General features: G+C 32.0%; 12 protein-coding genes. 3 read left to right on the top strand and 9 right to left on the bottom strand.

What is annotated here, in order from left to right:
• Positions 1 to 31 precede the first annotated feature (31 nt).
• A complete protein-coding gene (locus tag ACH2BC_RS02180; protein ID WP_395052345.1) occupies positions 32 to 508 on the top strand; it encodes a regulatory protein RecX in 477 nt (158 codons plus the stop codon).
• A gap of 289 nt (positions 509 to 797) precedes the next feature.
• Here the strand turns inward: ACH2BC_RS02180 and ACH2BC_RS02175 are convergent, their stop codons facing one another.
• From ACH2BC_RS02175 to ACH2BC_RS02155, 5 genes are all read right to left on the bottom strand, one after another.
• Positions 798 to 1,973 carry a beta-ketoacyl synthase N-terminal-like domain-containing protein gene (locus tag ACH2BC_RS02175; protein ID WP_395052344.1) on the bottom strand — a complete coding sequence of 392 codons (1,176 nt, stop codon included), beginning with the start codon at positions 1,971 to 1,973 and terminating at the stop codon, positions 798 to 800.
• Between the two features lie 302 nt (positions 1,974 to 2,275).
• Positions 2,276 to 3,547, bottom strand: coding sequence for an adenosylmethionine--8-amino-7-oxononanoate transaminase (gene bioA, locus ACH2BC_RS02170; protein ID WP_395052343.1), 1,272 nt, complete (start codon positions 3,545 to 3,547; stop codon positions 2,276 to 2,278).
• Between the two features lie 35 nt (positions 3,548 to 3,582).
• Positions 3,583 to 4,200 (bottom strand): dethiobiotin synthase, encoded by a 618-nt coding sequence (gene bioD / locus ACH2BC_RS02165; RefSeq protein ID WP_395052342.1) that lies wholly within the window; start codon positions 4,198 to 4,200, stop codon positions 3,583 to 3,585.
• 39 nt (positions 4,201 to 4,239) lie between these two features.
• Positions 4,240 to 4,641, bottom strand: a complete 402-nt coding sequence (locus tag ACH2BC_RS02160) for a GxxExxY protein (protein ID WP_395052341.1) — start codon at positions 4,639 to 4,641, stop codon at positions 4,240 to 4,242.
• Positions 4,642 to 4,681: 40 nt separating this feature from the next.
• On the bottom strand, positions 4,682 to 5,854 hold the full coding sequence (locus ACH2BC_RS02155) for an aminotransferase class I/II-fold pyridoxal phosphate-dependent enzyme (RefSeq protein WP_395052339.1): 1,173 nt from the start codon (positions 5,852 to 5,854) through the stop codon (positions 4,682 to 4,684).
• A gap of 142 nt (positions 5,855 to 5,996) precedes the next feature.
• Between ACH2BC_RS02155 and ACH2BC_RS02150 the strand changes: the two genes are divergently transcribed.
• Entirely contained in the window at positions 5,997 to 6,491 is a 495-nt protein-coding gene (locus ACH2BC_RS02150) for a DUF2975 domain-containing protein (protein WP_395052337.1), read from the top strand.
• A 2-nt stretch (positions 6,492 to 6,493) separates the two neighbouring features.
• Positions 6,494 to 6,703 (top strand): helix-turn-helix domain-containing protein, encoded by a 210-nt coding sequence (locus ACH2BC_RS02145; RefSeq protein ID WP_395052335.1) that lies wholly within the window; start codon positions 6,494 to 6,496, stop codon positions 6,701 to 6,703.
• Between the two features lie 408 nt (positions 6,704 to 7,111).
• On the opposite strand, the gene ACH2BC_RS02140 is transcribed toward ACH2BC_RS02145, so the two are convergent.
• From ACH2BC_RS02140 to ACH2BC_RS02125, 4 genes are all read right to left on the bottom strand, one after another.
• Entirely contained in the window at positions 7,112 to 7,393 is a 282-nt protein-coding gene (locus ACH2BC_RS02140; RefSeq protein WP_395052334.1) for a F0F1 ATP synthase subunit epsilon, read from the bottom strand.
• Between the two features lie 83 nt (positions 7,394 to 7,476).
• Positions 7,477 to 8,988 carry a F0F1 ATP synthase subunit beta gene (gene atpD, locus ACH2BC_RS02135; protein ID WP_395052333.1) on the bottom strand — a complete coding sequence of 504 codons (1,512 nt, stop codon included), beginning with the start codon at positions 8,986 to 8,988 and terminating at the stop codon, positions 7,477 to 7,479.
• A 251-nt stretch (positions 8,989 to 9,239) separates the two neighbouring features.
• A complete protein-coding gene (locus tag ACH2BC_RS02130) occupies positions 9,240 to 10,802 on the bottom strand; it encodes an SGNH/GDSL hydrolase family protein (RefSeq protein ID WP_395052332.1) in 1,563 nt (520 codons plus the stop codon).
• Between the two features lie 26 nt (positions 10,803 to 10,828).
• Positions 10,829 to 12,613: TonB-dependent receptor domain-containing protein (locus ACH2BC_RS02125; RefSeq protein WP_395052331.1), on the bottom strand; the 1,785-nt coding region annotated here is incomplete at its 5' end.

Below are 12,613 nucleotides of genomic sequence, written 5' to 3'. Positions count from 1 at the left end.
TTATTAACAATTATTATATTTATCTAACATATTGAACTCTAAACCTTACACATCTGTCAAAGAAATTCTGCAAAAATTAGAACACTATTGTAATTATCAAGAACGTTGCCACCTTGAAGTTAAAGAAAAGTTACGCTCATTTGATTTAAATGCTGATGAAAAAGATGAGATTATAGTAAAATTAATTGATACTAATTATTTAAATGAAGAACGATTTGCTTCAATTTTTACCGTAAGTAAATTCCATCAAAAAAAATGGGGAAAAATTAGAATTACAAACGAATTAAAAGCAAGAAAAATTTCTACCTTCTTAATAACTAAGTCAATAAAAGAAATTAATTTAGAAGAATATTCTGATTGCTTTATACTATTATCTGAAAAATTTTGGAACACCATAACTGAAAAAAATGCTGTAAAAAAACGTAAAAAATTTTGCGATTACTTACTTCGTAAAGGTTGGGAAAGCGATTTGGTTTACAGTCGCGTTAAAGAGTTGGAGAAAGGTTGAAAAGGTTTCGAGTTTCGAGTTTAAGGTTTTGGGTTTAAGTTTTCGGGTTTCGGGTTTCGAGTTGATATTTTTATGTGTTATAAGTTTAGAGTTTGAGGTTGAAATGTTTGTGGGTAAAAACGAATTGTTTTTTTCTTTTTCTCGTTGCTATACGAAGCAAGTAAGTTTAAAGAATTTCTTGATTTTTGAAATTGATTTTTACCATTGATTTGGATTATGCGATTCCTCATTCTTCGGAATGACAAAATTGAGTGTTATTTTTGAAATTGAGGTTCAATTACAAAACTTGTTACTCTTTAGATAATAAAACACTAACTGCGTTTCCGCCAAAACCAACTGCATTTATTAGTACTTTTCTAATATTTTTTCTAAGTTTTTGTTTTTCTGCAAATGGAACTTCTATAAATTGTTGGTGTTGCATCATTAAAATTGCCATTTCTATGTTTAACATTCCTGATGCTCCAAATGTGTGACCAATTTTCCATTTATTGGTTGTTAATATTGGAAGTGAATCTAGTACTGAGCTTGTTGAAGTGCCAAATACTTTTTTTATGGCTTTATATTCTGATGTGTCGCCTTTTAAAGTTCCTGGTGCGTGCATTACAATTACGTCAACTTCCTCTAAATTTGTGTTTTGCAAAGCCATTTTCATAGATTTTTGAAAACATTCTGCTTCGTCTGAAATTGAAATATTATGTTGTAATTCGTCTGTTGCATAACCAATTCCTTCAACGTAACATAAAGCATTTTTATTTTTGCCAAGTTCTAAACAAGCTACACTTGCGCCTTCGCCAAGAACCATTGAGTTTTTAGTTTTTTGTAAATCAAATGCTCTGCATGGAAATTGAGAATCTTCTTTACTATAGATTTTTAACGCTTGCATTTGAGCAATGGTAAATGGTGTTAATGGTGCTTCGCTTCCGCCAACTAGAAATTTGGTTGCCATTCCGGCTTTCATCCAAGCAATTCCGTTAAGTAATGCGTGTAAAGCTGTAGAACAAGTTATAGAATGTGAAATTTCTGGACCTTGCGATTTTAAATCGTGTGCAACCCAAGTAGCAATATTTCCTAGTGTTGTGGTAGGCGATGTTAATGTTGCTGTTTTTCCTGTTGTTAGAAATTCTTGGTGGTATTTTTCAAATAATTCGGTTGCACCACGAGACGAACCTATATTTATTCCAAAATCGTCGCCAAAATTCCAATTGGCATTTTTTATGGCTTGGCGCGATGCATAAATGGCGTAAAGTACTGAATTGTCTAATGATTTATATTTTAAATCGGAATTTTTTAAGGTTGTAATTTCTTGCTTTAAATGGTCAGAAATTTTAGCAACTGGAACTAGTTGATTGCCAATTTGCTCTTTGGATATTAATGTTTTAGGGTTGCAATAATTTTGCCAAATTTGCTGAGGATTGTTTCCTAATGGTGAAATTGAAGCTATGGATGTTATGGCAATTTTTTTCATTTTATAAGTCGCTTTTTTGCCACAAAGGCGCTAAGACACTAAGTTTTTAAATTTTATAAGATTTTGTTATGATTTGATTTTTACTCAATACAGTTACTTTTTAGCCCTGATTACTTCACTAAAACTTTTATTTACATTGGTGTTCAGTGAACTTCGTTTGAAGAGAAAATCATCTTTGCCAAAGTTTAAAACTTTGGCAAAGATATTGAAACGGAAAGCAGGAATAAGGTTGATAAATAAAAAAAAAGACATTTGCTTCTAGCTTATACATACTCAGTTTTTCAAAGTTTTGTAGTGCAAATTTACACTATTTCTAATGCTTTTTCGATTGTTGCATACACTTTTTCAAGTTGATTTTTTGTGATGATGTATGGTGGTAAAATGTAGATGATGTTGCCAACTGGACGCAATAAAATTCCGTTTTCTATGAAGAAATTATAGAGTTTATTTCGTAATGTTCCGTAATAACTTTCTTGAGTTTCGACTTTAATTTCTAAGGCGAAAATTACGCCGAGAACTCTTGTTGTTGCTACTTTTGGATGGTTTTTTATTATATTTTGGAACTCTATATGGCTTTGATTTATTACTTTAATATTGTCTTGCATTTCGTTGGTTTGCAACAATGAAATACTTGCAATTGCTGCGGCGCAACCTGTTGGGTTTGCGGTAAAAGTGTGTCCGTGAAATAATGCTTTGTTGGTGTCGTCGTCATAAAATCCGTCAAAGATTTCTTGAGTAAAAGTGGTTAACGCCATCGGAATTGTTCCGCCAGTTAGTGCTTTGGAAAGGCACATCATACTTGGTTTATTTTCTAGATAATCTGTGGCAAATGTTTTTCCTGTTTTGCCAAAACCTGTCATTACTTCGTCGGCAATTGTAAAAACGTTATTTTGATGGCAAATGACTATCATTTCGTCTAAAAATTTGGCTTCGTACATTACCATTCCTGCCGCACCTTGAACAAGTGGTTCAAAAATAAATGCTGCAAATTCATTGGTTGCAACTAACTTTTTTAGAGTTTGAATTGCACTTTCTTCTTGACCAGAAATTGGAACTGGAATTCGAATTACTTCTAATAATGATCCTTGAAAAGCTTCGGTAAAAAACGAAATTCCGCTTGCTGCCATCGCTGCAAAAGTATCGCCGTGAAAGGCATTTTCAAACGCTATTATTTTGGTTTTTTTAATTCCTTTATTGAAAAAATATTGCATTGCAACTTTAATTCCAACTTCTACTGCTGTTGAACCATTATCGGAATAAAAGATTTTCTTTTGATTGCTTGGCAAAATTTTCATTAGTTTTTCTGCCAATAAAACTGCTGGTTCATGCGTGAAACCGCCAAACAAAACGTGTTCTAAAGTGGTGAGTTGTTTGTAAATGGCATCGGCAATAAATTTGTTGGAATGTCCGTATGGATTTACCCACCAAGATGCAATTGCGTCAATGTATTCTTTGCCGTTTTCGTCCCACAATAAAGTGCCTTGAGCTTTTACAATTGCAGGAAAATCTTGTGCCGTTTTGTGTTGCGTGTACGGATGCCAATTGTATAATTTGTCTCTTTGGGAAAGGTTCATTTTAATTTGTGATTGCTGATTAACGATTTTAGATTTTATAAATTGAGTAAATTTTCACTAAATATATCTGCGTAATATTGAACTACATTTTGATCAAAATAGGGTTCGTTTTCTATTCTTCCTATGAATTTTATATTGGTTTTATTTAGAATAATTTCTTCGGTTGCTTTGTTTTCATCGCCTGAAAAAATGATTCCTGAAACTGATAAATTCCTGTTTTTTAATGCTTCAATAGTTAGTAAAGTGTGGTTGATGCTTCCTAAATAATGTCTTGAAACTACTATAATTTTGTAATCGCTTTTTAATAAATCTATAATGCAATCTTCGTTGTTTAATGGAACTAGAATTCCGCCTGCGCCTTCTATTACTAAATGGTTGTTAGTTTTTGGCTCTGTAATTTTTTTTAAATCTATTGTAATTCCGTCTATTTGCGCTGCTAAATGCGGACTTGCTGGTGTGTTTAGTTTATAGCTGTTATCGTGAATTAAGGTTTTATCGTTTGAAATGTAGCGTTGAATTTTATGACTGTCGGAATTGTCTAAATCTCCAGCTTGTATTGGTTTCCAGTAATCGGCTTGCAATGCTTGGGTTACAATTGCTGATACTATTGTTTTTCCTACGTCTGTTCCTATTCCTGTTATGAATATTTTCATTTTTTTGTTAGCCACAGATAAAACGGATTTAACGGATTATCACTGATTTTTTAAATTAATTTTTCTGTCGTTTGTATAAATAAGTCTTTTAAATTCTGGTTCTTCACCAAAATTTAATAATAATCCTACTTCAATTGGTGTTGCTTTTAAATAGTTCATTATTTGTGCTACATGAACATTCATAAGAAGTTCAGTTGCTTTTAATTCTACAAATACTTTATCCTCTACAAGCAAATCCGTATAATATTCTCCAACCAATTGCTTCTTAAAATAAACTTTAATTTGTTTTTGAGCTTCTACTTTATAGCCCAAAGATTTTAACTCAAAATACATCGCATTTTGATACACTTTCTCGAGAAATCCATATCCAAGTTCATTGAAAACTTCGTAGTAAACTTTTAATATTGCATCTGTAATATTTTTGTGTAATAAATTTGCCATAAATATCGGTGATAATCCGTTAGATCCGTTTTATCCGTGGCTAAAATACAAAAGTACTCAACAAACAGAGAACATCAGTAATTTCTTTTTCAGAATTATACGAATGCAAACAAAAACGCAATCGTTCTTGACCTTCTGGAACTGTTGGCGACAGTATTGCTTTTACATCAAAGCCATTTTGTTGTAATTGAGAAGCAATGAGTTTTACTTTTTCGTTTCCTGGAATTATTGCCGATTGAATTGCCGATTTATTTCGGACAAAAACTTGTTTTAAACTCAATAATGTCTTTTGTTGATTGAAGAACTGAATGTTAGTTTTAAGTTTTTGAATTGCTGATTTTTGATTTTCTAACTCTTGATATGCAATTAAAATTGTTGCAACCGAATGTGGTGAAAGTCCTGTTGTGTAAATAAAACTTCGTGCAAAATTTACTAAATAATTTTTTAATTCTTCGCTTCCTAAAATTGCTGCACCATGACAACCCAATGCTTTACCAAAAGTTATGATTCTTGCAAAAACTTGGTTTTGTAAATTTAATTCTTGAATTAATCCTTCGCCTCTTTCGCCAAAAACTCCAACAGCATGCGCTTCGTCAATTACTAAAAGGCAATTGTATTTGGCTGACAACTTTGCTAAATTTTCTAAATCTGGTGAATCGCCATCCATTGAAAAGACGGATTCGGTTGTTATAAAAATTGTTGTGGGTTGTGAGTTGTGAGTTGTGAGTTGTTGGTTTATGATATGTTTTTGTATTATACTTTCTAAATGTTTTAAATCATTGTGGTGAAATTTAAAAGATTTTGCGTTGCTCATTGTTATTCCATCACGAATTGATGCGTGACATAATTCGTCGTATAAAATAATATCGTTGCGTTGAGGAACTGAACTGAAAAACCCAATATTGGCATCGTAGCCTGAATTGAAAATTAATGCTGTTTCTGATTGATGAAAACTGGCAATATATTCTTCTGTTTCTTGATATACTTTGTGATTTCCTGAAAGTAATCTTGAACCTGTTGCACCGTTTTGTTTTATGGTATTGTCTAAAAGATACTGATGTGTTTTATTAAAAATAGTTTCAGAAGAAGAATATCCTAAATAATCATTCGAAGAAAAATCTATTAAATTATTTTGTGGTGTTAATTTTCGCAACGATTGGTTTTGGTCGCGTTGATTTAATTTTTCTAATAATTGTTTTGGAAAATTACTCATAGTTGTACAAAGGTAAAAAATCTTTACAGAATAAAAATTTTAATAAAAATGTTGTTTTTAGATACTTTATTATTGTTTTACAATAATTTTTATATATTTGTTAGGAATTTTAAAACATAAAAAAATGAGAAAATTGAATATTTTGAAAACAATACTAGATTTATTTTGGTTTTTTACTCTTATTTCAATAATAGGAATGTTAATTTTTATTCCATTTTATTTATTCAGTCCAGACATGGATATTCCAATTAAAATAAAAGGTCAAGAAATTTTATCTAATACGTTACTTTCTAAAATTGTAGTTTTTGTAAATATTATTAGTGGATTATTATTTTTTTACAGTATTTATTTGTTAAGAAAACTAGTTGGAATTTTTCAAAAAAGAGAAATCTTTACGGATGAAATAGTTAAATTATTTAATTTAATTGGAAAGCTAATTATTGCTTCGTCTATAATAAGTACAATATCTATATTTATCTACAATGCTATTGAAAGAAATCATTTAGGTTTATCTTTAGATTTTGGTAGCTATGATTCGTTTTTAATATCTATTAGCTTGGGATTGTTTTTTATGGTAATTAGTGAGATTTTTAAGATTGCGAAGAATATGAAAGAAGAAAGTGATTTAATGATTTAGTTATGCCAATAATAATAAACCTAGATGTGATGTTAGCCAAAAGAAAAATGCGATCTAATGAATTGGCAGAATTTGTTGGAATTACAACAGCTAACATTTCTATATTAAAAACTGGAAAGGCAAAAGGGATTCGATTTTCTACTTTGGAATTAATTTGCGAAATACTTGATTGTCAACCTAGTGACATTATGGAATATGTAAAAGAAACTTGATTTAATTTTTTAATCTGAACTTGTTTCAGATTCTCATTTATAATTTAATTTTCAAATTTTACTAAAAATTATAGCCCAGATAAAAGTGAAAAGCATTTTGCCATAAAAACTTATTTTTCTTGGTGTAAAAAAGCGACCATAGAAGCTCTTTTTACAGCTTAGAAAAATTGTTTTTATGGCAAAATCTTGAAACGTTTAGCTGGAAATTGCTTCTAATGAGATTTTGAATCAAGTTCATAATAAATAAGTTTAGAAAATAAGAATCTGAAACAAGTTCAAAATATGAGAATCTGAAACAAGTTGGAAATATGAGAATCTGAAACAAGTTCAGATTAAAAAAAAAGCCAAACATTTCTGATTGGCTTTTTTATTCTGAATTAATGTCAGAAATTTTATTTTTAAATTGTATTAATCTGCTAATACAATAACTTTATTGTCTTGCATCTCGATTGTTCCAGATGCGATTTCTAAAGTATAGTTTTGATCGTTTACCTTGATAAACTTGGCTGCTACTTCTTTATTAATTGTAAAACTTGGCGCTGTAATTTTTACTGTTCCTTGTTTTAAAATGGAAACTATTGGTGCGTGATTGTTTAAAATTTGAAACGATCCATCAACTCCTGGAAGTGAGATTGAAGTAACTTCGCCTTTAAATAATGTAGCTTCTGGTGATACTATTTCTAAAATCATTTTTTTATAGTTAGAAGATGGAAGATGGAAGATGGAAGAGCCGAATTTTACATCTAACTTCTAACTTCTGACTTCCAACTTAATTACGCTTCTGCTAACATTTTTTCTCCTGCTTCAATTGCATCTTCAATTGAACCTTTAAGGTTGAAAGCTGCTTCTGGCAAGTGGTCTAATTCGCCATCAATGATCATATTAAATCCTTTGATGGTGTCTTTAATGTCAACTAAAACACCTTTTAATCCTGTAAATTGTTCTGCTACGTGGAAAGGTTGTGATAAGAAACGTTGTACACGACGCGCACGAGATACAGAAAGTTTATCTTCTTCTGATAATTCTTCCATACCAAGAATGGCGATAATATCTTGCAATTGCTTGTATTTTTGTAAAATTTCTTTTACTCTTTGCGCACAATCGTAGTGATCTTTTCCTAAAATTTCTGGTGTTAAGATTCTAGAAGTTGAATCTAATGGATCAACTGCTGGATAAATTCCTAACTCTGCAATTTTACGAGACAATACTGTTGTTGCATCAAGGTGAGCAAATGTTGTTGCTGGTGCTGGATCTGTTAAATCATCTGCAGGAACGTAAACCGCCTGAACTGAAGTAATAGAACCTTTTTTGGTAGATGTAATTCTTTCTTGCATTGCACCCATTTCTGTTGCCAATGTTGGTTGGTAACCTACAGCAGATGGCATACGACCTAAAAGTGCCGAAACCTCTGAACCAGCTTGTGTGAAACGGAAAATATTGTCAACAAAGAAAAGTACGTCTTTACCTTGATCTGAACCTGCACCATCACGGAAATATTCTGCGATAGAAAGTCCAGATAAAGCAACACGTGCTCTTGCTCCTGGTGGTTCGTTCATTTGTCCGAAAACGAAAGTAGCTTTAGATTCTCTCATTCCTAGTTTATCAACTTTAGATAAATCCCAACCTCCATTTTCCATAGAGTGCATGAATTCTTCTCCGTATTTTATAATTCCTGACTCTAACATCTCACGAAGTAAGTCATTTCCTTCACGTGTTCTTTCTCCTACTCCTGCGAATACTGAAAGTCCACCGTGACCTTTTGCAATATTGTTAATTAACTCCTGAATTAATACTGTTTTACCAACTCCAGCACCACCGAATAATCCAATTTTACCACCTTTTGAGTATGGTTCAATTAAATCGATTACTTTGATACCTGTGAATAAAACTTCAGAAGAAGTTGCTAAATCTTCAAATCTTGGTGCTTGACGGTGAATTGACATTCCGTTTTCACCTGTTTTTGGTAAATCTCCTAAACCATCAATTGCGTCTCCAATTACGTTGAATAATCTTCCGTAAACGTCAGCTCCGATTGGCATTTGAATTGGGTTTCCAGTTGCAAGTACGTCTGTACCACGACTTAAACCATCAGTAGAATCCATAGAAATTGTACGTACTGTATCTTCTCCAACGTGCGATTGCACTTCAAGAATTAATTTAGTACCGTCTTTTTTTATGATTTCTAATGAATCGTAAATTTTTGGTAATTCAGCATCCTTACTGTTGAAAACTACATCAACTACTGGTCCGATGATTTGAGAAACTTTTCCTATTGCTTTTGACATTGCTTATGTATTTAACCTCCACAACCTTTAATAAAAAAGGAGAAAGAGAAATTTAAAATTTAATGCTACTTTTTCAGAGTGCAAAGGTAAATTTTTATAAATAAATAATCAATAGTAAATTGCGATTTTTTTATAAGTTTTTTGATTTATAATTAAATTATGGTTTTGAATATAATTAAATGTTTAATTTTAATAAAAAAACCACCTTATTGCTAAGATGGTTTTGATTTAATTTTACTATTATAATTTGTTTACAACATACTTGGAAATAAAATTCTGTAGTTAGCAAAACTAACACCTTTAAAATTAGAACCATAAGTTGTATTTATTGCTTCTAAGAATTTGTTGGCAATTAAAGCATAACCTCTTGGACTTGGGTGGACTCCATCTAATGAAAACGCTCCGCCAGTAACATATTCTGATGTTAAATTGTATCCGTTTCCAGAAATTCCGCCATTGGCAACTTGATTTAATACTGCATTTGCATTTACAAAAGCTAAACCTTTAGAAGTAGCAATTGCTTGAATTGATGCATTGTATGCGTCAGTTGCAGTTTTAACTTCAGCAGTTTCGGCAGCAGTTAAAACAGCTGCATCTTGAAGTGGATAAGAAACTCCTCTAACATTAAATGGTGAAGGTGCGCCAGTTTGAATATTATTTGGTGGTGAAATTAAACCCGCAGTTGTTAATAAAATATAATCTCTATCGCCAACTGTTTTTCTTGCATGTCTAGCTTGACCGTATAAACCTCCTAAAAAGGTTGCTGTTGGTAAACCCAATGATGGCGTTAATGCAGCAGTTATTTGTGCAGAAATATTTGGTAAAACTTGATCTACAATTAATAAAGGATTGGTTTCGGTTGTTGCAGCATTTCCGTCATCGGCAACAAGCGTTACAAAACGTGGTGGCAAACCTGCTCCAGCTAACGCTGCATTAATTCCTCCAAATAATTGATTTAATTGTGTAGTGTTTGCAGTTGGTAAACCAGGAAGAGCATTTGGTAAAACTCTAGTAAAAAATGGTACAGAAGTTACATAAGGAATATTAGCAACAACACCTTTTGCTCCACCAGCAGTTAAGTTGGTTACCATTGTGTTGTAAACAGATGCAAATACATTTGGATCTGTAATGTCACTTCCACCGTAAGTTGCAGGATTTAAATTTCCTAATTGATTGGTTCCAACACCACCAGAAGTTGCATAGCTCAACACATCGTTATTTCCTATCCATAACGAAAAGAAAGTTGGATTTTGAGCTACAGCATCACCAATAATTGTAGCCGAAGGAGTTGAAGCAAAACGAACAAAATAAGGATTAGCTTGACCAGTTGCAACTCCAGCAACATTTCCATAACCAGATGCTAACAAATGAAAACTTTTTGCTCCTGGAACACCCATATTATTAAAACCACCTGTTAATATAGTAGAAACTTCTGTTGTTGTTGTTCCTGTAACTGGTGCTGGACCAGAACCATTAAAAAATAATCTTTTTCCTTGAATTTGATTACCACCTAAAAGTAGTCCACCTACATTATCTGCCATGAATGGAGTTTTAAATTCGCCACCGCCAACTAATGCAAATTGTTGTGATAATATATTAGAATATGCGCCTTTTTGACCTTCAATAAATAAAGCGCTATCACTAAAACCAGCTGTTAATGAATTTCCAACAGAAACAAATTTAGAAAAATCTGCTGTTCCTGCAGTTAATGGTAAACCGTCTGATGAATTGGAAACAACCAATACTTCATCATCATCATTACATGCTACAAAGGTTAATGAAACCAATAGTAACCATTTTAAATTTTTTATCATGATTGTATTTTTATATTTTTAATTAATTAAGGATTGATTGTCCAAGAGGCGAAATATTGTTGACCAATTGCACCTGCGCCTAATACTTGAATGTATTCTTTACCAAAAAGATTGGTTGCTCCAAGTTTAAATGTAGATTTAATTTTTGGAAAAGAATAATTTATTTGAGCATCAAGAACCGTTGCAGAATCTATCATTCCATCTGCAAAAGATGATTCCCATAAATATTCGTCATTCCATCTTGCACTAACATTAAATCCAAAATTTTTAAATAATTTATCATTACTTATTGATCCTTTAACTCTGTGCTTTGGTGTATTAAAGCCAGCTTCAAAGCTTGGGTCTTGTGCTTGATCAAAATCAAATTGTGCATAATTGTAATTTGCTCCAAATTCGAAATTTCCAATTAATTTTTTAGTCAATCCAACTCCAAAACCTATAGATTTTATTTCAACATCTGTATTAGTGTATAATTGATATGCTCTTGTATCGCCTTGTGTCAATGCAAATGCAGATTGAAATGCTGGCGATGCAGGTGCAAATACAGTTGGATCTGTTGAAGTTGTTGTAGTACCATAATAAGGAGCAACAACTGTAAGGTTACCAATAAAGTCGTTATATACATTATAGTATCCATTTATGTCATAAGAAAATCCTTTTAGTTGACCTCTGTAACCTAAATCAAAAGCTTTTACTGTTTCTGGTTTAACTAAACCAACAGTAGTCTTTTTTAATAATGGTGATGCTGCTACAATTGCTGCTGCTAATTGTCCTGCTGTTGCTGGAGCTTGTACTGCTACTGCTGCGCCAAATGCTGTTGCTGATGCCGCAGTATAAGAATTAAAATATGCATTTTGTCCAGTCATCACTGCTGTTGGTCCGCCTGCAAAACCTACTCCATTAGCTGAAACATTTAATACTTCTCTAAAACGATCTAAATTATCTGGTGCTGAACCTAATAGTACTGCATTACCAACATTAAATCCTATGTATTGATCTTGAGTTGTTGGGTTACGGAAACCTGTTTGAAATGATCCTCTAAAGTTGTGGTTTTTATTTGCTCCAGCAGAATATACTAAAGATACTCTTGGAGAAAAGTTGCCACTAAAATTTTGACTTTTATCATAACGAACTGATCCTGTAAATTTCAATCTTTCGTCCATTAATTTCTTTTGAACTTGAGTGTATGCTCCATATTCATCGTATACAATTCCTCCAAACTGAGGTGTATCTGTATAAATTCTTCCAAATGAATTCAAATCATATCTTCTGTAAGATCCACCAACTTGAATTTCGGCAATTTTAATTAAATCTTTAAAATTATAATTAGCATCAGAGTGGTAAATTTTAGACTCATCTACCAGTTTAGAACCTTTTAAAACATCTGGATTTGCAATTACATTTTTAAAAGCCGTTTTAAAAGCATCTGTACCTGGAAGTAATCTTCCTGTATCTGAAATATTTCTTGCTGCTGCATGAGCTTGTTGTGGAGTTGCGCCACCCAAAGTTGCTTGAACATAAGTAGCTGCATACTGACCAAACCATACATTATCTGCTTTCCAAGCTCTATTAATATTGATTCCTGTAAAACGCATATCATAAGATTCTCCACCATTTTCTGTAGTGAAATATCCTCTTACGAAAAAGTTTTTACCTTTAAATTCTAGTTTATGCTGTTGCATAAAAAAGTCATTTAAATAATATCTGTTTGCTCCTTGATATACTGTGTTTCCAAAACCAAATTTACTTTGAAGAATAATTTCAAAATCATTAGCAAATGGTTTAAAATGTAACGACATATCAACTTTAGC

The sequence above is a fragment of the Flavobacterium sp. genome, assembly GCF_043760115.1.
GTDB lineage: Bacteria > Bacteroidota > Bacteroidia > Flavobacteriales > Flavobacteriaceae > Flavobacterium.
Note: the sequence above shows the minus strand (reverse complement) of the source record. Positions and strands in the feature narration are given on the sequence as shown.